Annotated in this window: 22 protein-coding genes; 16 read left to right on the top strand and 6 right to left on the bottom strand. The window is 71.5% G+C overall.

The window, feature by feature from the left end; translation table 11 throughout:
• The first annotated feature begins 25 nt into the window (after nucleotides 1-25).
• From OG223_RS06455 to OG223_RS06430, 6 genes are all read left to right on the top strand, one after another.
• A complete protein-coding gene (locus tag OG223_RS06455; RefSeq protein WP_329243670.1) occupies nucleotides 26-820 on the top strand; it encodes an AfsA-related hotdog domain-containing protein in 795 nt (264 codons plus the stop codon).
• Nucleotides 817-2685, top strand: a complete 1869-nt coding sequence (locus tag OG223_RS06450) for an acyl-CoA dehydrogenase family protein (protein WP_329243668.1) — start codon at nucleotides 817-819, stop codon at nucleotides 2683-2685. The genes OG223_RS06455 and OG223_RS06450 overlap by 4 nt, the downstream gene beginning before the upstream one ends.
• Nucleotides 2682-3755, top strand: a complete 1074-nt coding sequence (locus OG223_RS06445; protein WP_329243665.1) for a beta-ketoacyl-ACP synthase III — start codon at nucleotides 2682-2684, stop codon at nucleotides 3753-3755. Before OG223_RS06450 ends, OG223_RS06445 begins: the two co-directional genes overlap by 4 nt.
• Nucleotides 3728-3967 (top strand): acyl carrier protein, encoded by a 240-nt coding sequence (locus OG223_RS06440; RefSeq protein WP_329243662.1) that lies wholly within the window; start codon nucleotides 3728-3730, stop codon nucleotides 3965-3967. The genes OG223_RS06445 and OG223_RS06440 overlap by 28 nt, the downstream gene beginning before the upstream one ends.
• Entirely contained in the window at nucleotides 3964-5199 is a 1236-nt protein-coding gene (locus OG223_RS06435; RefSeq protein WP_329243660.1) for a beta-ketoacyl-[acyl-carrier-protein] synthase family protein, read from the top strand. Before OG223_RS06440 ends, OG223_RS06435 begins: the two co-directional genes overlap by 4 nt.
• Nucleotides 5200-5329: 130 nt before the next feature.
• Nucleotides 5330-6574, top strand: a complete 1245-nt coding sequence (locus OG223_RS06430; RefSeq protein WP_329243657.1) for a hypothetical protein — start codon at nucleotides 5330-5332, stop codon at nucleotides 6572-6574.
• 23 nt (nucleotides 6575-6597) lie between these two features.
• Here OG223_RS06430 and OG223_RS06425 read toward each other — a convergent pair whose 3' ends face one another.
• On the bottom strand, nucleotides 6598-7698 hold the full coding sequence (locus OG223_RS06425) for a hypothetical protein (RefSeq protein ID WP_329243655.1): 1101 nt from the start codon (nucleotides 7696-7698) through the stop codon (nucleotides 6598-6600).
• Nucleotides 7699-7836: 138 nt separating this feature from the next.
• Between OG223_RS06425 and OG223_RS06420 the strand changes: the two genes are divergently transcribed.
• Nucleotides 7837-8958 (top strand): NAD(P)/FAD-dependent oxidoreductase, encoded by a 1122-nt coding sequence (locus OG223_RS06420; RefSeq protein WP_329243652.1) that lies wholly within the window; start codon nucleotides 7837-7839, stop codon nucleotides 8956-8958.
• Between the two features lie 188 nt (nucleotides 8959-9146).
• The gene (locus tag OG223_RS06415) at nucleotides 9147-10145 is read left to right on the top strand and encodes a L,D-transpeptidase (protein ID WP_329243650.1); all 999 of its coding nucleotides are present in this window, start codon (nucleotides 9147-9149) and stop codon (nucleotides 10143-10145) included.
• Nucleotides 10146-10194: 49 nt separating this feature from the next.
• Here the strand turns inward: OG223_RS06415 and dacB are convergent, their stop codons facing one another.
• On the bottom strand, nucleotides 10195-11541 hold the full coding sequence (dacB, locus tag OG223_RS06410) for a D-alanyl-D-alanine carboxypeptidase/D-alanyl-D-alanine endopeptidase (protein ID WP_329243648.1): 1347 nt from the start codon (nucleotides 11539-11541) through the stop codon (nucleotides 10195-10197).
• A gap of 213 nt (nucleotides 11542-11754) precedes the next feature.
• Between dacB and OG223_RS06405 the strand changes: the two genes are divergently transcribed.
• The 6 genes from OG223_RS06405 (at nucleotide 11755) to OG223_RS06380 (ending at nucleotide 16610) form a co-directional block, all read left to right on the top strand.
• Nucleotides 11755-12609 carry a DUF1206 domain-containing protein gene (locus tag OG223_RS06405; RefSeq protein ID WP_329243646.1) on the top strand — a complete coding sequence of 285 codons (855 nt, stop codon included), beginning with the start codon at nucleotides 11755-11757 and terminating at the stop codon, nucleotides 12607-12609.
• Nucleotides 12610-12722: 113 nt separating this feature from the next.
• Entirely contained in the window at nucleotides 12723-13598 is an 876-nt protein-coding gene (locus tag OG223_RS06400; protein WP_329265169.1) for an RNA polymerase sigma factor SigF, read from the top strand.
• Between the two features lie 52 nt (nucleotides 13599-13650).
• Complete coding sequence (locus tag OG223_RS06395; RefSeq protein ID WP_329243643.1) at nucleotides 13651-14097, top strand: hypothetical protein; 447 nt, start codon at nucleotides 13651-13653, stop codon at nucleotides 14095-14097.
• Nucleotides 14098-14158: 61 nt separating this feature from the next.
• Nucleotides 14159-14968, top strand: coding sequence for an alpha/beta fold hydrolase (locus tag OG223_RS06390; RefSeq protein ID WP_329243639.1), 810 nt, complete (start codon nucleotides 14159-14161; stop codon nucleotides 14966-14968).
• Nucleotides 14968-16251: a PP2C family protein-serine/threonine phosphatase gene (locus tag OG223_RS06385; RefSeq protein WP_329243637.1), complete on the top strand. Its 1284-nt coding sequence runs from the start codon at nucleotides 14968-14970 to the stop codon at nucleotides 16249-16251. The genes OG223_RS06390 and OG223_RS06385 overlap by 1 nt, the downstream gene beginning before the upstream one ends.
• Entirely contained in the window at nucleotides 16248-16610 is a 363-nt protein-coding gene (locus OG223_RS06380; protein ID WP_329243635.1) for an STAS domain-containing protein, read from the top strand. Before OG223_RS06385 ends, OG223_RS06380 begins: the two co-directional genes overlap by 4 nt.
• 4 nt (nucleotides 16611-16614) lie before the next feature.
• Here OG223_RS06380 and OG223_RS06375 read toward each other — a convergent pair whose 3' ends face one another.
• From OG223_RS06375 to OG223_RS06360, 4 genes are all read right to left on the bottom strand, one after another.
• The gene (locus OG223_RS06375; protein WP_329243631.1) at nucleotides 16615-17547 is read right to left on the bottom strand and encodes an anti-sigma factor RsbA family regulatory protein; all 933 of its coding nucleotides are present in this window, start codon (nucleotides 17545-17547) and stop codon (nucleotides 16615-16617) included.
• 114 nt (nucleotides 17548-17661) lie between these two features.
• Nucleotides 17662-17832, bottom strand: a complete 171-nt coding sequence (locus tag OG223_RS06370; protein ID WP_329243629.1) for a hydrophobic protein — start codon at nucleotides 17830-17832, stop codon at nucleotides 17662-17664.
• Nucleotides 17833-17950: 118 nt separating this feature from the next.
• Nucleotides 17951-19084, bottom strand: a complete 1134-nt coding sequence (locus tag OG223_RS06365) for a pyridoxal-phosphate dependent enzyme (RefSeq protein ID WP_329243626.1) — start codon at nucleotides 19082-19084, stop codon at nucleotides 17951-17953.
• A gap of 77 nt (nucleotides 19085-19161) precedes the next feature.
• A complete protein-coding gene (locus tag OG223_RS06360; protein ID WP_329243624.1) occupies nucleotides 19162-19617 on the bottom strand; it encodes an RpiB/LacA/LacB family sugar-phosphate isomerase in 456 nt (151 codons plus the stop codon).
• A 133-nt stretch (nucleotides 19618-19750) separates the two neighbouring features.
• Here OG223_RS06360 and OG223_RS06355 point away from each other — a divergent pair, with 133 nt between their 5' ends.
• Both OG223_RS06355 and OG223_RS06350 read left to right on the top strand, forming a co-directional pair.
• The gene (locus OG223_RS06355; protein WP_329243622.1) at nucleotides 19751-20602 is read left to right on the top strand and encodes an alpha/beta fold hydrolase; all 852 of its coding nucleotides are present in this window, start codon (nucleotides 19751-19753) and stop codon (nucleotides 20600-20602) included.
• A 229-nt stretch (nucleotides 20603-20831) separates the two neighbouring features.
• Nucleotides 20832-21554, top strand: a complete 723-nt coding sequence (locus OG223_RS06350; RefSeq protein ID WP_329243619.1) for an alpha/beta hydrolase — start codon at nucleotides 20832-20834, stop codon at nucleotides 21552-21554.
• The last annotated feature ends 14 nt before the right edge of the window (nucleotides 21555-21568 follow it).

Raw genomic sequence — 21568 nt, 5'->3', positions numbered from 1 at the left:
TCAACTTCCGCCCCAGGAGCGACACATGACGACGGATCAGCAGCACGCCCCGGAGACGAACGACGACGAACCCCTCCACCACGGCGACTCCCTCCACCAGTGGGTGGTGGGGGAGTCCTTCCAACACGCCAGTGTCCAGCCGGACTTCACCACGGCGGCCCAGCTTCGCGACCGGCTCCGCCACCGGCCCCCCGACCAGGACAACCCACTGCGCATCCGACCCGGACTCGGCGTCGACGACACCGAGTGGAGCGACCTGGCCTCCGAACTGCTCAAGGCGTACGGCGCGGCCGTCCTGCCCGCGGGCCGGCCACCGACCGCCGTGCCCCGGCACAGCGTCCTCAAGCACAGCCGCGACAACGTTCTCATCGGCGACGCACACGTCGAAGGCGACGCGTTCCAGGCGCAGTTGGCCGTCGTCAACGACACCGAGATGCTCAGGGACCACACCGCCGACCAGCAGCACGTCCCCGGCATGCTCCTCATCGAGGCGTCGATCCAGCTCGTGACCTGGGCGGTGTCCGAGATCTGGCTCCCACCCCCAGGGCATCCCCCCTACTACGCCGTGATGCACGCCAGCGCCTTCGAGTTCAGCCGGTTCGTGTTCCCCCTGCCCACCCTCCTCACCGGCACCTTCACCCGGACCGGCCCGGCCGAGGACGACAAGATCCCGCTGCGCGCCGAGGTCCGGGTGCGCCAGGCGGGCCAGGACTGCAGCCGGGTCGGCATCGACCTGCACGCCTTCCGTCCCGCCCTCGTCTTCGCCATCGAGGACGGCCAGGCCCGGCGCACCCTGCTGCGCGCCGCCCCCGCCGCATGACCGCCGACCACGCGGCCACCGGGACCGCGCTGCTCCGGCGACTCCTCCACGGCGACACCGGACGGGACGTCGACGCCCTGGACGGCCTGCTCGACACCCCGCCGTTCAAAAGGTCCGCACCACCCTGCGGCCCCGACCGGCACACGCGGACCTACGACCGGCTGCGCGCGCTGGGGGAGTGGGTGGGCGGAGCCAACGCCCTGCACCGCGACCCCGCCCGCCTGCTCGCCGTACTGGAATGGTCCGCCACCGTCGACCCGCCGCTCTTGCTCGCGGGTACCGTGCAGTACGCGGTGTGCGTGGCGGCCATGGCCGAACTGGGCAGGCCCGGCGCCTACTTGGGCCCGCTGATCGACGAGGTGGACCGGCACGAGACCTTCGGCTCCATCATGATCACCGAGATCGGCCGCGGAAACAGCCACCTCGCCACCCGCACCGAGGCCCGATTCGACCCCGCCACAAGGGAGTTCACCCTACGGAGCCCCGACCCCGCCGCGGCCAAGTTCATGTCCCACGTCGCCGGCACGGGCCGCGCCCACATGGCCATCGTCTACGCCCGCCTCCTCCTCGCGGGCCAGGAACGCGGGGTGTTCCCCTTCGCGGTCCGCATCCGCGACGCCGACCGGATCACCGCCGGCGTCCACGTCACCGAGCTCCCCGAGACCACCTCGGTCCCGCTGAACTACGCCCTCGTCACCTTCGACAACACCCGTGTCCCCTACGACGGTTGGCTGTGCGACGACGCCTCCGTCGCGCCCGACGGCGAGTTCTCCGACCCCCTCGGCGACCCGGACCGACGCCTGGTGCGCTCCCTCTCGGTCTCCTCCAACGCCTCCACCGGTGCCGCCGTCGGCCTCACCGCGGCGGCACGCGCCGCCGTCACCATCGGCATCCGCCACAGCCAACAGCGCCTGACCATGGGACGGTTGCGCCCCGACCTCCCCGTCCTGCACTACCGCACCCAACAAGAGGCCCTCTACGGTGTCCTCGCCGAGGTGTACGCGTGCAGCTTCCTCGTCGCCCGGGTCAAGGCACAGTACGTACGGCAGCGCAGCGCGCCCACGGACCTGCCCGGGTCGTACCGCCCGGTGTGGGCACCCTGGGCCTCGGTCAGCCGCGAACAGGCCCTGGCCAAGGTGGCCGCGACCCGCGTCCTGCGGCACGCGGCCGGGGTCTGCCGCGAACGCGCGGGCGCCCAGGGCCTGTTGACCGTCAACCGGCTCCTCGAGTACGAGGGCCTGGCGCAGGTGTACCAGGCCGCGGCGGGCGACAACCTCCTCATCCGGCTGGACGCGGGAAAGCAACTCGTCGAGGACCTCACGCACACCGCCCCCGCCCCGGCCGCCATGCCCGATCTGGTGTCCCCCGACGGGGCGTTGGCCCTGGCGCTCCTGCGTGAGCGCGGCCTTCTCGCCGAACTGCGCGGGCGGGTCGAAGGCGTCCCCGTGGACGAGAAGACCGCCTTCGAGACCTGGAACCCCCTGCTCCCCGACCTCGTCACCCTCGCCGACGCACACCAACAGCGCCTGCTGCTGGAGGCGTTCGCGGAAGCGGTCGCCGAAGCCGACGCCGCCCCCACCGACACCGACCAGGCGTCCCACCTCGCGGGGCTGCACGCCCTCCACACCTTGTACGCCCTGAAGTCACTGGAACAGACGTTGAGTTGGCACCTGGAGAACGGATCGCTCACCGTCTCCGACGCCCTCCGCGTGCACCGGGAACGCGACCGCGCCCTGGACGACGTACACCCGCGTCTCGCCGTCCTCCTGGACGAGGTCGCGCCACCGGACGCGCGGACGAGGGCTCCGATGGCCGAACAGGACGTCGTGGCGGCCCTGTTCGCGAGCGGCGGGCCGACACCGTGAACGCCGTCGCGGTCATCACCGGACTGGGGGCGTCCCTGCCACCCGACCGGATCGGCAACGACCAACTCGTGCGCGAGGGCCTGGACACCTCCGACGCATGGATCCGTACCCGCACCGGAATCCACAGCCGCCATCGCGTCCGCCCCGGTACCACGACCGGCGATCTCGCGGTGGCCGCCGCGCGCGGAGCACTGGAGTCGGCCGGCGCGCACGACGCCGGTCTGCTGATCCTGGCGACGACCACCCCCGACCGCCGATGCCCGGCCACCGCACCGGAGTTGGCCGCCCGCCTCGGCATGACCGGCACTCCGGCGTTCGACCTCGCCGCCGTCTGCTCGGGCTTCGTGTACGCGGCCGCGGTCGCCTCGGCGATGCTCATGGCGGGCGCGTACGACAGCGTGCTGCTCGTCGCCGCCGAGACCTACTCGACGATCGTGGACCCGCGCGACCGGGAGACCGCCGTCATCTTCGGCGACGGCGCGGGCGCCGCCTACCTCACGCGAGGAGAGCGGCGGGACCCCGGAGCCCTGGTCCACTTCGACCTCGGCAGCGACGGCACGGGCAGCGACCTCATCATGATCCCCGCGGGCGGCTCCGGTTCGCCGTACACCGACGAACTCCCACCGAGACGGGACCGCTACTTCCGTATGCGCGGCCGGGAGGTGTACGCCCGGGCCGTACGGCAGATGGCCGACTCCTCGCGGACGGTCCTCAGCCGGGCCGGCTGGAGCGTCGACTCCGTCGAAGCCTTCGTCGCGCACCAGGCCAACCAGCGCATCCTCGACTCCGTCGCCGACAAGCTGGGCATCCCGCCGGAGCGCTGTCACGGGAACCTGCGCGAGGTCGGCAACACCGCGGCGGCCTCCCTTCCCCTCGCCCTCGCCGACACCGCCGCCCGAGGTGCCGTAGCGCCGGGCGCCCGCGCCCTGCTCACCGCCTTCGGAGGCGGTCTGACCTGGGGCTCGATCGCCATGACATGGCCCGAGGCGAAACCCGTCCGACACGCACCCGAATCCCGCCCCACGCACAAGGAGACCGCATCATGTCCGCCGTCCACGACCACCTCGTGACCACACTGACCGGCAAGTTCGGGGTACCGGCCGGGACCGTCCGGCCCGAGGCCTCCTACGACGACCTCGGCCTCGACTCGCTCGCCGTGGTGGAACTCTTCATGACCCTCCAGGAGGAGTGGGACGTCCCCCTCGACGACTCCGACGCGGCGGGCACCCTCACCGTGCGGGAGACCGTCGACCTCGTCGAGACGCTGAAGGCGAGGTCGTGACCGCCGGGGGCGGCAGGCCGGAGGTGGTGGTGACGGGGATCGGTCTCGTCACCCCGGCGGGAATCGGCCGGGAACAGACCTGGGAGCGGGTGTGCTCGGGCCGCCCGACGGCCCTGGACGACCCGGAGCTGGAGGGAATGCCGGTCGGCTTCTCCTGCCGGATTCCCGACTTCGATCCGGGTGTCCATGCGCCGGGGACGCAGCCGTGGCGCGTCGACCGGTATGCGCTCCTCGCCCTCGCCGCGGCCCAAGAGGCGGTCGCCGACGCCGAGTTGGCGCCGGGAACCTGGGACGGGGACCGTGTCGCCGTGGTCATCGGATCGTGCTCCGGCGGGATCGCCACGCTCGAACAGCAGCAGGACCGGCTGCGCGAGCGGGGACCGGCGCTGGTCTCACCGTTCACGCTGCCGATGTTCCTGCCGAACATGGCGGCCGGCCAGATCGCCATCGAACTCGCCGCGCGCGGGCCGGTCCTGCAGACCGGCACGGCCTGCGCCTCGGGTGCCACCGCGATCGGCGTCGCCGTCGATCTGCTCCGCTCGGGCGCCTGCGACCTCGCGCTGGCCGGCGGCGCGGACGCCATGGTGACCCGGCTCTGCTCGGCCGCCCTGTTCCGCACGGGAGCCCTGTCCCGGCGCGTCGAGGACCCGGCCGGAGCGTCCCGTCCCTTCGACGCGGACCGGGACGGATTCGTCCTGGCCGAGGGGGCGGGCGTCCTCGTCCTGGAACGCGCTCCCGATGCCGTCGCCCGCCGCGTCCGGCGCTATGCCGCACTCGCCGGCCATGGCGCGTCCGCGGACGCCCACCATCAGACGGCGCCCCATCCGCGGGGAGTGGGCGCCGAACTCGCGATGCGCCGGGCCCTGACCGACGCCGACGCCTCACCCGCCGACGTCGACCATGTCAACGCCCATGGCACCAGCACCCCGATGAACGACCGCATCGAAGCGACGGTCATCGAACGGCTGCTGAGCGGTCGCCCCTCCGTCACCGGGGCGAAGGGCGTCACCGGTCACACCATGGGCGCGGCCGGCGCGATCGAAGCCGCGCTCACCGCGCTGACCGTCTTCCACGGGACCGCCCCGCCCACGGCCAACCTCCGACACCCGCTCAAGGAAGCCGAGTTGGACCTGGTGAGCGGAGTTCCCAGAACCGGCAAGGTGTCCCTGGCCCTCAGCAACTCGCTCGGCTTCGGCGGTCACAACGCCGTGCTGGCCTTCCGGCCAGCCTGAGTCGAACGGATCAATCACCGTGATCACGCCTTTCCACGGTCGACGGCGGGGGAAATGGGAAAAGGATAACGATCAATATCTTTTGGACCGTCGAGGCGCGGTGGGAAACCACCGATGACAGGAGACCTGGATGGCGCGGACGCGCATTCCCAATACCCGGCTGCGCGCGCTGATCGAGGAGACGGACTGGACCCAGGGCGGCCTCGCGCGGGCCGTGAACGCGGTGGCGGCCGAGGCGGGGATGGTCCTGCGGTACGACCGGACCACGGTGGCCCACTGGCTGACGGGCAGTCACCCCGTGCCGCGAGTCCGGCCGCTGGTCTGCGAGGCACTCGGCCGACGCTGCGGCCGGGTCGTCACCGCGGACGAGGCGGGCCTGGCGGGCCAAACCCCCGTTGTCCCTGCGCAGTTGACACCCCCGGACACCGGTGGCCTCGTCGGACTGCTCCACAGACTCTCCGGCCCGGTTCCCTACCGGCCCGCGCGGACCCGGCCCGCGAACCGGGCCCCGGGCACGGGAAGGGCGGTCGGGTCCGCGCGGGCACCGGGCGCAAGGAACTCCGCGGCGCTGTTCTTCACCCGGACCCTCCAGGCGCAGGGCGGCGGATTCGCCCGCGGTACCCTGCGCACCTACCTGGCCGAGGCGGTGGCCGGCCAACTGCGCGGAACACGCGGCGAGTTACGGCGCGAGCGGTACGCCGAGGCATCACAACTCGCCCTCGTCCTGGGCCGTATGTACGCGGACGACCTGCGCAACGGCGAGGCCCAGCACTGCTACCTGGCGGCACGGGAACTCGCGGTGACCGCGGAGAACCGCGAGTTGACCGTCATCGCCCTGCGGACCCTGAGCGCGCAGGCCTACGGCTTGGGACATCTGCGGATCGCCGACGAGACCGCCCGCGCCGCCGTCAGAACCGCGCACGGCACTCCTCGCGCCGTACGGGCCTTCGCCCAGGCCCAGTTGGCGGTGACGGCCGCGAGCCGCGGCGAGCGCGAGGACGCGTTGCGGGCACTCACCGAGGCTGAGGGCGGCGTGGTCCCCGAGGGGGCGGGCCGGCACCCCTTCGAGTCCTACGCACGCGCCGACTTCGAGTTCCAGCGGGGCGAGGCGCTGCTGGCGCTCCGCGAGGCCGGGGAGGCGGTACCCGCTTTCGAGTACGCGCTGGCGGCCCGCGCCTCGGACGATCGCCGGGGCACGGCCCTGACCCGGCTGCGCCTGGCGGACGTACTCCTGCCGCTCGGACGCGTCGACGAAACGCGCGCTCTGGAACGGGAGTTGAGGGAGGACGGCGACGGTCTGCGATCGGCGGCGGTCACCCGACGCAAGCAGGAACTGCGGCGCTCACTGCTGCGGTTCGGCAGGGGCCGGGGATGAGACGGCGGTCGGTCGTCCGCTCGTCAGTCGGCCGGGGTGCGCCGTACCACCTTGCCCTGGTCGTCCGCCTCCAGCGAGGCCGCACCGTCGCGGCCGGTCACGCCGACGCGGACGGTGAGGGAGCCGGTGAGGCGGTCGACGGTGATCTGCCAGGTCTGCGGAGAAGGGACACCGAGCGTGGACCTGGCCTCCTCGACCAGCGCGGGGAAACGTTCGTACGGCACGGAGTCGGGGTCGAACCCCGGGGCCTGCGAGCCGGTGGGGGCGAACACGACCGACAGCAGGCGGTCCTGTACGACGACGGTGAGTGCCCGGTCGGAGTCCTTGCCCTTGGTCAACGAGCCGACGGCCCGGCGCAGTTCGCCCTGGTCGAGAAACGACTGGCCGGCGCCGAGGGCGACCGTGCCGGACGCCGAGGTCACGACCGTGGTCGACGACGTGGAGGAGACGGCCGGCCGGCCGGAGGGGGACGGTTGCGCGGCGGTGTCCTCGTCGAACAGGTCGGCACGGAACAGCAGGACCACGGCGGCCGCGGCGAGCAGCAGCGCGAACAGCGAGACGAAGCCGACGGGACCACAGCCCTCGGCGGGGTCGCGCACCACGGCCGGTCCGGGCGCCGAGTCGAGACCGGCCCCGGCCACCCGCTCCGCCCACTCCAGCGCCGGCCGCTTCACGATCCGTACCCGCCACAGCCGGTCCGGCGGGTACTGGACCACCACGACCGAGCCCGGCCGGTAGTCGGACAGGTCGACGAGGTTGATGTTCTGCGTGAACACGACGCGGTACGCCGGCACGTCGTCCGGCGCGACCGTGACGTCGAACCGCACCGCCACGTCGCTCGTCGCCTCACCCCCGACGGCCTCCACCGTCTCGATCCGCGCGAGAGCCGTGCGAGGTGGGACCGCCGCCTCCCGGAGCCGCCTCGGCATCCCGGCGAGGAAGAACAGCAGACCGTAGACCACGGGCACGCCCACACCCAGGACACACAGCGGAACGCTCTCGATGACACAGCCGACGACGAACGCGGCCAACGACGCCCCGGTCACACCACCCGTGAGAAACCCCCGGGCGAGCGCGAGGGGAGTGTTGCGCGTGGGCGGCGGCACGTGCTCGGTGATCGTCACGCCCGCGATTGTGCAGGGCGCGGGTGAACGCGGGTAGGTGCGGAAAGTCTCGATACCGGCACGTGCGCGGCACCGCTCTTGCATGCTGGGACGGGAGTCGAGTTCTTCGCCCGCGATCCGGGAGAGGTGTTCGTGAGAATGGGTTCCGTGCAGCCGCCCGGTCGTGTCGCCGTCATCGGAGTGGGCATCCTCGGAGCCTGCGTGGGCTGGAACCTGTCGCGGCGCGGTGCCGAGGTGGTCCTCATCGACGCGGGCCGGCCGGGCGAAGGCGTCACCGACTGGTCCTTCTCGTGGGTCAACGCGAGCAACAAGACCGTGCGCAGGTCCTACTTCGACCTGAACGTCGCGGGCATGGCGGCGCACCGCGAACTCGCCACGGCCATCGGGCCGGACTCGTGGTGGTATCCCGGCGGCCATCTGCGCTGGGCGGACGACCCCGCGGCGGAGGCGAAGTTCCTGGAAACGGCCGAACTGCTGGCCGCTTGGGGCTACCGGGTCGAGATGTCCACGGGAGCCGAGGTGCGCCGCCGCCTCGAACCCGCCCTCGCGCTGCCCGACGAGGTACCCGTCGTGCTCTACCCCGACGAGGCCTGGGTGCACGGCCGCCACCTCGTCGGCCGTCTGGTCGGCCAAGCCGTCGCCGCAGGCGCCGAGTTGAGGTCCGGCACCGAGGTCCGTGACATCGGCACCGAGGCCGGCGGGAGCGTGCGGACCCTCTCCCTGTCCGACGGGAGCGGCCTCGACGTCGATGCCGTCGTGAACGCGGCGGGCCCGAGCGCCTCCCGGATCGCCGAGCTAGTCGGGCGCCACCTGCCGATGCGCCGGGAACCCGGAGTCGTCACCCGGATCGACTGCGCCCCGGTCCCCGTCCACCGGGCCATGCACGCGCCCCACATCGAGATCCGCCCCGACGGAGACGGATCGATGGTCCTCCACAGCCGCGAGGTGGACGCACTCATCGACACCGGCGAGGAGGATCCCGCGGAACTCGCCCGGCTGCTGCACGCATCGGTACGACAGGTCGTCCCCGCGCTCGCCGACTCCCGCATCGCACGGACCCGGGTGGCGTTCCGGCCCATCCCGGCCGACGGTTTCCCCTCGGTGGGAGCGGTGCCGTCCGTACCGGGCTACTACGAGGCCGTCTCCCACAGCGGTATCACCCTCGGGCCGGTGCTCGGTCGGCTGCTCGCCGCCGAGATCCTCGACGGGACGAGGGACGGGCTGCTCGCGGACTTCCGGCCGGAGCGGTTCTCCCGCTGACAGCGAGGCCCAAGGCGGGTTTCGGGATCCCGGCATACCTGGGCCGTTTCGTGGTAGGCGGCAGAACAGCGTCGATCACTCGCCGCGTACCGAGTCTTGAGAGACGTTTTACGTGCCGCGTGCAACTGAGGCCCCCTCTGTCGCTGTCTGACAGTGAGTCGGGCCCGTCAGGGTCGAGGAGCTAGAGAGTGGGGCAAGTCGTGGGACGGCGCAAGGGCAGCATAGGGATCGCGCTCGTGACGGGTGCGGTGCTGGTGGGCGCTAGTGCCTGCGGCGGGGGTGGCAGCGACAAGGCGAACGCGGACGACGCGAAGGCATCGGCCAAGGCGAGCGCGAGTGCCTCTCCGTCGCCGACCAAGCCCGCGGGCCCACCGATGCTGCTGGACACGATCACCCCGCAGACCGGAACCACGGTCGGCGTGGCCATGCCGATCTCGGTGATCTTCACCAACCCGGTGGCGTCCAAGGCCCGGGCCACGGTCGAGAAGCACATGAAGGTCAGCGCCTCGCAGTCGGTCGTCGGTGCCTGGCACTGGATGGGCGACCGGCGCGTCGACTGGCGCCCCAAGACGTACTGGCCCTCCGGTACGACCGTGAAGATCGACGCCGACATGAACGGCGTCAGCAACGGCAACGGGCGGTACGGCGTGCACAGTTACACGCACACCTTCAAGATCGGCGACGACGTCCGCGCGGATGTCTCGGTCACCAACCACACCATGAAGGTGACCAAGAACGGCGCGGCGGTGCGCACCCTGTCGATCAACGCGGGCAGCGCCGAGTACCCGACGTGGGACGGCACGATGGCCGTCATCGACAAGCAGGAGAAGGTCCACATGACCTCCTGCAGCGTCGGCATCAGTTGCGACAAGGGCAGCGCCAACTTCTACGACCTGACCCTGCCCTGGGACATCCACCTCACCCAGTCGGGCACCTACGTGCACTACTCGACCGGTGACCCGAACCCGGGCAGCGGCAGCGCCCGCGGTTCGCACGGCTGTGTCCACCTGTCCCTGTCGGACGCCAAGTGGTTCTACGGCCAGGTCAAGCAGGGCGACCCCATCACCATCACCGGCTCGCCCCGCGGCAAGGCCCCGGCCGACAACGGCTACGCCGACTTCAACCTCGGCTGGGACCAGTGGCTCGCGGGCAGCGGCGCCGGCGAGGGGACGACCGCGGCGCTCTGACGCGCCGCGGTGTCACAACCCTCTTGTGCACAGCAGCCGTTGACGGTGCTTATGCCCAGCAGCCGTTGACCGTGGCGGCGAGGCCGTCCAGGGCGTCCTTGGTGGCGTCCGGGGCGGCCGTCGAGTTGTTCTCGATGAACGAGAAGATCTTCCAGCGCCCGTCCGCGGCCACGGTCAGACCGCTCAGCGCGATCGCGCCGGTCAGCGTGCCCGTCTTGGCGCTGACCTTCCCGACGGCGCACTTCGAGTCCGCGGTGTCGAAGCGCCCCCACTCGGGTCCCAGCGTCGAACCCGCCTCACCCGAGACCGGCAGCCCGTCCACGATGTACTTCAGGGTCGGGGCGTTGGCCGGGTCGTCGGCGAGGTGCAGGATGTCGGCGATGGTCTGGGCCGGGATGCGGTTGGAGCGGGAGAGCCCGCTGCCGTCGTAGACCTCGAAGTTGGCCAGCGAGACGCCGTACCGGGTGAGTACCTGGCGTACGACCGCCGTGCCGTCCTCGAAGGTGGCCGGGCGGCCGGCGGCCAGCGCGGTCATGCGGAGCAGGGTCTCGGCGATGTCGTTGTCGCTCACCTTGAGCATGTGCTCGACGACGGCCGACAGCGCGGCCGACTGGTGCTGCGCCACGGGGACGGCCGAGGTGGCGGCGGTGGCGTGGGAGACGGTCCCGGTGACGGTGACACCCTGTTTGGCGACCAGTTTGGCGAAGATCTGGCCCGCGTCCAGCGAGGTGTCGGTGACATGGCGGCCGTCGACCACCAACGCCCGTACCGGAGCGATGGAGTCGGGGTAGTAGCCGGAGTTCCAGCCGGTGGCGAGCGTGGGCTCGGGGAAGAGACTGTCGTCGACCGCCACCTTCACCGAGGTCAGGCCCGCGCTCTTCAGGCCCGCGACGGCGGTGGTGGCCATCGCGGTGAGGTCGGCGGTGGTCAGGGTGCGGTCCCCGCCCCCGACCAGAGTGAGGGTGCCGTTGTCGTAGACGGCCTTCGTGGTGAAGCGGTGGTCGGGGCCGAGGATCGTCAACGCGGCCGTGGAGGTGGCGAGTTTGGTGTTCGACGCGGGCATCAGCGCGGTCGTCGCGTCGTGGCCCCAAATGGCCGCCGTGGACTGGGCGTCGATGACGACACCGCTGAACGTGCTGCCCAGCCGGACGTCCTGGACCCGCGTGTCGAGGTTGGCCGCGATCTGCTGCTCGGCGGTGTCGAGCGTGACGGTGTCGGTCTTCGCGAGGGACTTGGGGGCGGCCTGCTCGGCGGCGAACGCGGACGTGCCGAACAGGATCGTCCCGGCGACCGGTGCGGTGAGCGCGACGACGGCGACACGGCGGAGCACGGGGCTGACCGTTCCGCTCTTGCGGTGGCGTCCGCGCGCGCGGTCGGCGGAAGGGGAGTTGGACATGGAGGCGGCCTCGACACGGGTGTGGGGGTGGGGGCACAGGGAGATCCGGGGATCTTGAAAGGAACGTAACAGCTTCGAGGGGGCCGCCGCCGGGTGATCGGCCGATGCCGTCCCCCGGACATACATCGAAGCCCGAACCGGGGGCACGCGACAGGACGGGACGCGTACCGCGCGTCCATGTCCCGGCCGTCCAGTGTTTCCAGGAAAGGCATCATGACGTCGTCGCACACGCACAAGTGGGGCCTCCGGAGAGCGAGTTCCACCGCCCGGAGCCGCGCACCGGGACAGGCCGAGGGGAGGCGGGCGCTGGCCGTCACCGGGCGCGCCGGCTTCGTCGCACGAGGTGTCGTGTACGTCCTCGTCGGTGCTCTGGCCCTGCAGATCGCGTTCGGCGGCGGAGGCCGGGAGGCGGACCGGCAGGGGGCGTTGCAGCAGGTCGCGGCGCAGCCCTTCGGGAAGGTGATGCTGTGGCTGCTCGTCGTCGGCTTCGGCTGCATGGCGATCTGGCGGGCCTCCGGGGCCATATTGGACAACGGGCCCTCGCGCAAGGTCGGTTCACGGCTGCTGGACGGCGGCCGGGCCGTGTTCTACGGCTTCGTCTGCTGGGGTACGGCGTCCTTCGCCGCCGGGACCGGCGGGTCCTCCGGCAGTGACGCCAAGTCACGGGACTGGACCGCCTCGGCGTTGAAGCTGCCGGGCGGTCAGGTGCTGGTGGGTATCGTCGGCTGCGTCCTGATCGGGGTCGGTGCGACCCTCGCGGTGCGCGCGGTGATGCGGCGGTTCCTGCGGAAGCTGGAGACCGGGAAGATGAGCCGCCGGATACGGCAGACCGTCACCGGTCTCGGTGTGGGCGGCGGAGTCGCGCGCGGTGTCGTGTTCGCCGGGGTGGGTGTGTTCGCGCTGGTCGCCGCCGTCCGCTTCGACCCCCACGAGGCCAAGGGCATGGACGCGACCCTGCGCACCTTCGCGCACACTCCGGCGGGGCCGTGGCTGCTGGTCGCCGTCGCCGTCGGGCTGGTCCTCTTCGGCGGTTTCTCCTTCGCCTCGGCACGCTGGCGCCGCCTGTGAACCCAGGCATCGGGCTGCTTTTCGGGCGGGCCGCGGAATTGTGACGTCCGGGCGGACATGTATGCGCGCGACGGGGGCACGCGACGTTCGTCCTGTTCTCCAGCGAAGGCGGCATCGTGGCTTCCACCGTGAAGGTCCTCGAAGCAACTGCTCCTGTCCGCACGGCCGCACCGGAGCTCGTGGACGACCTGCCGTGGATCGAGGACGGGGCCAAGGTCGCCCCCAAGGACGCACGGGTGATGTCCAGGCTCTTCCTCGACCGGCTGCAGGAGCTGGAGGAGGGCACCCGCGAGTACCAGTACGCGCGGAACACGCTGATCGAGATGAACCTGTCGCTGGTGTCCTTCGCGGCGCGCCGGTTCCGCAACCGGGGCAGCGGTGACATGGAGGACGTCATCCAGGTCGGCACGATCGGCCTGATCAAGGCCATCGACCGCTTCGACCTGACGCGCGAGGTCGAGTTCACCTCCTTCGCGATCCCCTACATCCTCGGTGAGATCAAGCGGTTCTTCCGCGACACCACCTGGGCCGTGCACGTCCCGCGCCGCCTCCAGGAACTCCGCGTCGACCTCGCCAAGAGCAAGGAGACCCTCGGCACCGAGCTGGGCCGCACCCCCACGGTCAAGGAACTCGCCGCCCACCTGGAGCTGTCCGAGGACGAGGTCATCGAGGGCCTGGTCGCGGCCAACGGCTATGTCGCGGGCTCCATCGACACCCCGAACGGCGACGACGAAGGCGACAGCGCGCCCAAGTACGCGGACACGATGGGCGACGCCGACCCGGCGCTGGAGCTGTTCGAGGACCTGCACACGCTCGGCCCGCTGCTGCAACAGCTCGACGAGCGGGAGCGGACCATCATCGAGATGCGCTTCGGCCAGGAGCTGACCCAGGCGGAGATCGGCCGCGTACTGAACCTGTCGCAGATGCACATCTCCCGCCTGCTCAACCGCACCCTCGCCAAACTACGCACCGGCCTCCTGCCCACGTGATCCCCCCGCCCGACAGACTCTCCCTCGCGCGGCCCCGAAAGGATCACCCGGCATGAGCACCACGAGCACCGACCACGATCCCCTGCACCAGCCCGCCGCCCCGATCGTGACGGAGTCCGTGCCCGACCTCCAACTCCAGATGCTGGTACGGCTGATGGGCGAGGACGCGCAGGCCGCGCTGCCCATCACCCTCACCGTCGGTGGTGCCTTTCTCCACGGCGACCTGATCTCCCACGAGGCCTGGACCACGGACTGGGCGCGTGGTCTGCACGGGACGGACAGTCCCGGCGCGCATCTGCTGGAGCGGTTCCCGCAGCAGGTGGACGAGGCGGTCCTGGACAAGCAGGGCGGACCCGGTCCGCAACGGCTGCCGCAGTGGATCCATCTGCGCGACGCCACCGGCGTCGCAGCGGGCGGCGGGTCCGTCGCCATGCCCCTGTGGCGCGGCCGGCTCACGGACGTGTCCGGCTGGTCCCTGGGCAGGCCGAAGCAGCCCTGAGACGCCGGTACGAGGTGGGCGCGGCGGGTGGAGAAGGGCGCGGTCTGTGAGGATGTGCCGCATGAGTGTGCGGAACAGGAACCATGTGACGGTCTCGGGCCGGGCCGGAGGTCCGGTCGTGATGCTGGCCCACGGGTTCGGCTGCGACCAGCACATGTGGCGGCTGGTGGTCCCCCTCCTGGAACGCGAGGCCACTGTGGTGCTCTTCGACCATGTGGGCGCCGGGCGCTCCGATCTGTCGGCCTGGAGCCGTGAGCGCTACTCCACCCTGGACGGCTACACCGAGGACGTGCTGGAGATCTGCCGTGAGCTGGCGCTCGGCCCCGTGACGTTCGTGGGGCACTCCGTGAGCGCGATGATGGGCGTCCTGGCCGCGGCCCGCGAGCCGGAGGCGTTCGCCGGTCTGGTGCTGCTCGCCCCCTCGCCGTGCTTCGTCGACGACCCCGCCGCCGGCTATCGCGGCGGATTCAGCGCCGAGGACGTCGACGAGCTGCTGGAGTCCCTGGACGCGAACTACCTGGGCTGGTCGGGCGCCATGGCGCCGATGATCATGGGCAACCCCGAACGCCCGGAACTGGGCGAGGAGTTGACCAACAGCTTCTGCCGCACCGACCCCGACATCGCCGGCGTCTTCGCCCGCGTCACGTTCCTCTCCGACAACCGCGAGGACCTCGCGGAGGTGACCGTGCCCACGCTGGTCGCCCAGTGCTCCGTCGACGCGATCGCACCCCCGGAGGTCGGCGCCTTCGTCCACGAGCGGATCCCCGGCAGCCGACTGGTCACCCTGGACGCGACCGGGCACTGCCCCCAGCTCGCCGCACCGAAGGAAACGGCCATCGCCATCACCGACTTCGTCCGAGCCCTGCGCTGATGGGCGCCGGCGGCGACAGCGGGAGCGGCGATCACCGGCCGCCCGGGAGACATCCCGAGCAGCCCCCCGGCGACGACCACACGCTGTTCTCCGCACTCCTGGAGGACAGCGCCGAGGACCTGTACGAACACGCGCCCTGCGGTTACCTCTCCACGCTGATGGACGGCACGATCGCGAAGATCAACACGACGCTGCTCGACTGGCTCGGCCACGACCGCGGCGACCTGGTGGGCCGGAAGACCTTCTCCGACCTGCTGACCGTCGGCGGCCGTCTCTACCACGAGACCCACTTCGGCCCGCTGCTGCGCATGCAGGGCGAGGTCAGCGGGATCGCCCTCGAACTCAGGGCGACCGACGGCAGCCGACTGCCCGTGCTGGTGACCTCCACCGTCAAGACCGACCGCGACGGCCGGCCGCTGCTGATCCGCACCACCGTCTTCGACGCCCGCGACCGCCGCGCCTACGAGACGGAACTGCTGCGCGCCCGCAAGGAGGCGGAAGGCGAACGCGCGGAACTCATGCGCCTCAACGCCACCCTCCAGCAGACCCTGCTGCCGCCGACTCTGGTGAACGTGCCGGGACTTGATGTGGCCGCGCACTACCACGTGGCCTCCACCGACATGGTCGGCGGCGACTTCTACGACCTCTTCCCGCTCTCCGCCGGCACCTGGGGGCTGTTCCTCGGGGACGTGTGCGGCAAGGGCGCCGCGGCGGCGGCCGTCACCTCGCTGGCCCGCTACACCCTGCGCGCCGCCGCCGTCTACGACCCCGACCCGGCCGCCGTCCTGAGCAACCTCAACACCGTCCTCCACCACGAGTACAACGGCCAGGACCCGCGGTTCTGCACCGTCGTCTTCGGGCTGCTCACCCCCGAGGGAGACCGCGGCGGCTTCCGTATCATCCTGGCCAGCGGCGGCCACCCGCCCGCGCTGCTGCTGCGCGCCGACGGCAGCGTCGAGCCGCTGGACACCCCCGGCGGACAGCTCATCGGCGTCCTGCCCGACGCCCATATCGCCACCGCCACCGTCCACCTGGCGGCGGGCGACACCCTGTTGCTCCACACGGACGGCCTCACCGAGGCCCGCCCGGACCGCACCAGGGACGGCGACCGCTACGGCGACGAGGCCCTCCTCGACTTCGCCCGCGCCCTGGCACCCACCAGCGCCTCGGCCGCCGTCGCCGCGATCCGCGACCTGCTCGACACCTTCGGCACCGGAGTCGACGACGACACCGCCGTCCTCGCCATCAACGTGCCCCGACCCACCAACGAAGAGCAGCCGTGACCCAACTCGCCATGCGCACCCGGACCACGCCCGCAGGGCCCGTCGTCGAACTGACCGGAGAGCTCGACTACGACAGCGCCTCCCAGGTGCGTGAACTCCTGCCCGGGCTCGCGCTCCAGGACGGCCAGCAGTTGGTCGTCGACCTGGCCGGTGTCACGTTCTGCGACTCCAGCGGCATCACCGCCCTGCTCGCGGCCCGCAACCACGCCCTGGCGGCCCGTGCGGGCATCGCCCTGGTCGCGGTCCCGGGGCACATCAGCCGCATCTTCCAGATGGTCGGGCTGGACCGGGTCTTCCGCACTCACCCCACCGCAGCGGACGCCGAAGCGGCGTGGACGCCTCCGTCACCCCGCCAGTGAGGCGTCAACGGGCCAGGTAGAAGCGGATGGTTGTGCCGTCCTGAGCCGTGTGGACGCGGACGAGATCGGCGACGTAGTGCACCAACAGGAGGCCCCGGCCGCCGGGTTGGTCGCGCGCGGGCGGTCGTCGGCCGGCCAGCGGATCCGTCAGCCGGCCGTGGTCCCGGACCTCGCAGACGATCCGCTTGTCCTCGGCCCAGATCCACAGCGTGCCCGAACCGCCGCCGTGCAGCACGCTGTTGGTGGTCAACTCCGCGACGGCCAGGGTCAGATCCTGCAGTCGTACGCCGGCCAGGCCCAGTCTCTCGGCCTCCTGGACCGCGAAGTAGCGGGCCTTGGGGAGCTCTTGCGCGTCGAACGCGACGGAAGCCGCGCCCCGTGGGTGGGGGAGCGGCTCGTTGTAGCGGGCGATCGCGCGCTGCGGATCGTAGGCGGCGCTGGGCAGCGGGGTGTCCCCGTCGATGACGACCGGGTGGGTGGCGTGGGCGTCGGCGAGCACGTCGGGCTCCAGTTCGTCCGCGTCGTAGGGACACAGGATCGTCACCTCGCGATCCCGGAACGCGGAGTTGATCAGCGCCTCGTGCTGGACGCACGCCGGGTATTCGACGGCGGTGCGGCCGGGCCAGATCGGTTCTCCGATGATCCGGACCCGGCCGCCGTCGGCGTGGGCGTCGGCGAAGGCCCGCAGCACGCCCGGGATGATCCGCCCCGGGTTGCGGCCGACCTCGGTCATGTCGAGGAACCGCACGCCGGCGCCGCTCGGTCCCAGCCCGGCCCTGATCAGTTCCAGGCGCGGGCCGGGGACGGCGACCGCGACGGCCTCCCCGGCGGCCAGCCCCGCCCGCACGAACGGCACCGTACCGGCGGTGTACTGCTCCTCGCCCCGGTAGAACAGCGCGGGATGCACGAAGGGTGCACCGAGGGTGGCCGTACTCATCGCGCTGCCACCTCGATCCTCATCAGGCCGGGCCAGCAGTCTACTGGGGTGGCACGACAGGCGAAATGCAGCTCACTTTATGGTGAGTGGATTTCGAGGCGGATGAGGTTTCTCCTACCAGCGGTACCAACGTCCTCGAGCACCGCCGGAACCCGTTGAACGGGCCACGAATCCCAGCAGCCACAGGACAAGAACAATAATCGCGACCCACCAGAGAATCTTGATGGCGAATCCCGCACCGAAAAGAAGCAGCGCGAGAAGAAGAACAAGGATCAGGGGAAACATATGTATCGACCTCCAGGCATCCGAGTTCCCTGCCGGAAATGAATCATGCACCCGGAAAAAAAAGAGGACCCGGACCGACGGCGGAAGCGACTGGACGGCGCCTTCCTCCGCGCCCGGGTCATCGCGCCCCCTCCTCCGCGTGCGGATTCGCGTCCGCGCCTTCGGTGCTGAGCAGGACGACGGTCGAGGTGGGACCGATGCCCAGGGCTTTACGGCGTACGGCGGCGCCGTCGCCGGTGAGGGCGGCGCGGGCGCCCGCCGACGAGGCCGCACCGCAGGGGCCCGACGAGACACCGGCGGCGGCGAGTTCGCGGGCGGCGTCGGCGCTCTCGGCGTCCGTGACGGCGACGGCGGCGTCCAGGCCGTGGCGCAGGTACGGCCAGGCCAGGGTGGAGACGGTGCCGCAGTTCAGGCCGGCCATGGTGGTGGAGCCGGTCGGCACACTGACCGGCTCCCCGCGGACGAGGCCGGCCAGGACACAGGCGGCGGTGTCGGGCTCGACCGTCATCAGGGCGGTCGGAGCGGACCCGGCCCCACGACCTCGGTAATGGGCGACGGCGGCCTGCGCGAGCGAGCCCACTCCCGCCGGGACGACCACCAGACCCGGCGCCTCCACGCCCGAGGCCCTCAACTGCTCGTCGGTCTCGGCGAACAGGGTCGAGTAGCCCTCCACGATCCAACCGGGAATCCGCTCGTAGCCGGGCCAGGCGGTGTCCTGCACGAGCACGGTGTCCGGCCCGCCCGCCGCCGCGTCGGCCGCCCGGCGCACGGCCTCGTCGTAGGGGCCGGGGACCAGGACGACGTCCGCGCCCTCGTCCTCGATCGCGGTCACGGCCGCCGGGTGGACGCCCCTCGGCACGAAGACCTGCGCCCGCTGCCCGAACAGCCGGGCCGTCCGGGCCACGGCCCGGCCATGGTTGCCGTCGGTCGCGGTGACCAGCCGCACCGGACCGCCGCCGGCCGGCCGCCGGGCCAGCACCCGGTGAATCGCCCAGGACGCGCCCAGCGCCTTGAACGCGGGCAGCCCCAGCCGCGCGGACTCGTCCTTGACGAACACGCGCCCGACACCGAAGTCCCTTGCCAGGGTGGGGAGTTCGGTCAGTGCGGTGGGCGCGTAGCCGGGCAGGCCGACATGGAAGTCCCGTACGTCGGCCGGGGGCGGCTCACAGGTCCAGGTGCCGGGCTCGGACCGGGCGTACCACGGAAGCCGGCGCGCGGCGGGGCCGTCGTAGGGGAAGGAAGTCTTGGACACGAGACCAGGATGTGTCCAGTCCTGTGTCTGGTCCAGCGCAGGTCCGCCCCACCGAGGCCGTAGGGGAGTGAACTCGGTTACGGAGCAGACCTGTTGAGGTCGAGCTGTCCGATGCGGGACACGTTCTCCCGGTCGTCGGCGTCCTCGCTGGGCACCGCGGCGAACCACGCGTCGAGGATCTCCTTGAGCAGGGGCTCGGAGGTCAGTCGCAGGCTGAGGGCCAGCACGTTGGCGTCGTTCCAGCGGCGTGCGCCGTCCGCCGTGTAGGCGTCCGCGCACAGGGCCGCCCGGACGCCGGGCACCTTGTTCGCGGCGATCGACGCGCCCGTACCGGTCCAGCAGCACACGACCGCCTGGTCCGCCGCCCCGGTGGCGACCTCGCGGGCCGCCGCCTCCGAGCACACCGCCCACTGCGGGTCGTCCCCGGGCCGCAGCGCCCCGTGTGTCACCACCTGGTGGCCCCGGCCGCGCAACTCGGCGACGAGGGAGCGGGCGACGGGTTCGTCCATGTCCGAGGAAACAGAGATCCGCATGTCCCGGACTCTAGGTCATATTGCCGATGCCACCGCAAAAGCGCTCCTCGTAGTGTCCATGGCAGGTCACGCCGGTCAAGCCGCCCCCCGCGTGGCCGAGCCCCATCCCCCATCGCATTGCGCGAGGAGTCCCATGAGTGCCGAAGTTTCCCGCCGTCACGTACTGGCCACCGGAGCGGCGTTGGCCGGTTCGGCGGCGCTGGTGGCCGGCTCAGCAGGAACGGCCGGTGCGGCCACGGCCGCCTCCGGTACCAGTGAGGAGAAGTCGAAGGTGAAGCCCACGATCGTGCTGGTGCACGGCGGCTACGCCGACTCGTCGTGCTGGAACGCCACCATCGGGAAGTTGCAGGAGAAGGGCTACACCACGATCAGCGGGTCGAACCCGCTGCGGGGTATTCCGACCGACGCCCCGTACATCGCGAGCCTGCTGGACTCCATCAGTGGACCGGTCGTGCTGGTCGCGCACTCCATGGGCGGAACGGTCATCACGAACGCCGCCGCCGGGAAGGCCAACGTCAAGGCGCTGGTCTACATCGCCGCCTTCGTGCCCGAGGTGGGCGAGACGCAGGGGGAGCTCATCACCAAGTTCCCCGGCAGCGAGGTCGAGCCGGTGAGCGTGCCGGTTCCGTACACGAAGGCCGACGGCACGACAGGAATCGATCTGTACCTGAGCAAGGACGGCCAGGCGGCGTTCGCCGCCGACATCTCCACGGCCGACTTCCGGGTCCTGCAGGCCACGCAGCGGCCGTTCGACGCCGATTCCTTCACCTTCCCGACCACGGCCGCGGCCTGGAAGGCGATCCCGGTGTGGGGGCTGGTGGCCGGCCAGGACAAGGCGATCCCGCCGGCGTGCGAGCGCTGGATGTACAGCCGTGCGAACGCGCGCAAGATCGTCGAACTGCCCCGCTCGTCCCACGTCGCGATGCTCAGCCACCCCAAGGCCGTCGCCGACCTCATCCTCGACGCCGCCAAGGCCGTCGCCTGACCGCTCGCGGCAAGCGCGCCCCGGCCCACCACCACGGGCCGGGGCGCTCCCCTCGAAAAGCCGTTGGCGGACCACGGCGGCCGCTGCTACTTTGCCGGAGGCCGTGCGAGAGAACGAGGAGGTGGTACCCGTGACCGAAGTATCGACATGGGTGCTCCCCTCCGGGGTCACGGTCGGACGCTGAGTCGTCCGGGAGCGCCGTTCATGAGCCCTCCCGAAAGGCACGACCATGCATTTCACTTCCGAGCAGCGCCTCGACGACGGCGTCCTCCAGCGCGAGTTCACCCTCGGCGAGATTCCCGGCACCCTGTGGACGCCCGAATCCGTCGCACCGGCTCCGCTGATCCTGATGGCCCACAACAACGGCCTGCCCAAGAGCGATCCCCGGCTGATCGCCCGGGGCCGGACCACCGCGACGTACGGCTACGCGGTGGCCACCATCGACGCGCCCGGGTGCGGTGACCGGCCCCGATCCGCCGCCGCCGATCAAGCCCGCGCCGATCTCCGCCGGGCGATGCGGGCCGGCGAACCGGTCGACGAGATCTTCGAGTCCCTCGTCGGCCCGCTGGTCGAGAACGCGGTCCCGGAATGGCGGACCACCCTGGACGCCCTCCTCGCACTGCCCGAGATCGGCGGCCCGGTCGGGTACTCGGGGTGGACCGCCCTCGGCATCCGCCTCGCGGTGACCGAGCCACGCATCGCGGCCGCCGGCTTCTTCGCCGGGGGCTTTGTGCCCCTCGCCCAGCGCGAGGAGGCCCGGCAGGTCACCGTTCCGCTGCTGTTCCTGTTGCAGTGGGACGACGAGGGGAACCCCAGGCAGCGCGCCCTGGACCTGTTCGACGCCTTCGGCACCAAGGAGAAGACACTGCACGCCAACCTGGGCGGGCACACCGGTACCCCGTCCTTCGAGTTGGAGGACGGGGGCCGGTTCCTGGACCGGCACCTGAAGTAGGACAGCGGCGCGCG

Origin of the sequence: Streptomyces sp. NBC_01478 (genome assembly GCF_036227225.1) — a bacterium.
GTDB lineage: Bacteria > Actinomycetota > Actinomycetes > Streptomycetales > Streptomycetaceae > Streptomyces.
Note: the sequence above shows the minus strand (reverse complement) of the source record. Positions and strands in the feature narration are given on the sequence as shown.

Bases quoted from the DNA above. Each gene is read 5' to 3' on its own strand.
- OG223_RS06455 (WP_329243670.1), top strand. From the start codon at position 26: ATGACGACGGATCAGCAGCACGCCCCGGAGACGAACGACGACGAACCC.
- OG223_RS06450 (WP_329243668.1), top strand. From the start codon at position 817: ATGACCGCCGACCACGCGGCCACCGGGACCGCGCTGCTCCGGCGACTC.
- OG223_RS06440 (WP_329243662.1), top strand. From the start codon at position 3,728: ATGTCCGCCGTCCACGACCACCTCGTGACCACACTGACCGGCAAGTTC.
- OG223_RS06430 (WP_329243657.1), top strand. From the start codon at position 5,330: ATGGCGCGGACGCGCATTCCCAATACCCGGCTGCGCGCGCTGATCGAG.
- OG223_RS06420 (WP_329243652.1), top strand. From the start codon at position 7,837: ATGGGTTCCGTGCAGCCGCCCGGTCGTGTCGCCGTCATCGGAGTGGGC.
- dacB (WP_329243648.1), bottom strand. From the start codon at position 11,541: ATGTCCAACTCCCCTTCCGCCGACCGCGCGCGCGGACGCCACCGCAAG.
- OG223_RS06405 (WP_329243646.1), top strand. From the start codon at position 11,755: ATGACGTCGTCGCACACGCACAAGTGGGGCCTCCGGAGAGCGAGTTCC.
- OG223_RS06395 (WP_329243643.1), top strand. From the start codon at position 13,651: ATGAGCACCACGAGCACCGACCACGATCCCCTGCACCAGCCCGCCGCC.
- OG223_RS06390 (WP_329243639.1), top strand. From the start codon at position 14,159: ATGAGTGTGCGGAACAGGAACCATGTGACGGTCTCGGGCCGGGCCGGA.
- OG223_RS06385 (WP_329243637.1), top strand. From the start codon at position 14,968: ATGGGCGCCGGCGGCGACAGCGGGAGCGGCGATCACCGGCCGCCCGGG.
- OG223_RS06375 (WP_329243631.1), bottom strand. From the start codon at position 17,547: ATGAGTACGGCCACCCTCGGTGCACCCTTCGTGCATCCCGCGCTGTTC.
- OG223_RS06370 (WP_329243629.1), bottom strand. From the start codon at position 17,832: ATGTTTCCCCTGATCCTTGTTCTTCTTCTCGCGCTGCTTCTTTTCGGT.
- OG223_RS06360 (WP_329243624.1), bottom strand. From the start codon at position 19,617: ATGCGGATCTCTGTTTCCTCGGACATGGACGAACCCGTCGCCCGCTCC.
- OG223_RS06355 (WP_329243622.1), top strand. From the start codon at position 19,751: ATGAGTGCCGAAGTTTCCCGCCGTCACGTACTGGCCACCGGAGCGGCG.
- OG223_RS06350 (WP_329243619.1), top strand. From the start codon at position 20,832: ATGCATTTCACTTCCGAGCAGCGCCTCGACGACGGCGTCCTCCAGCGC.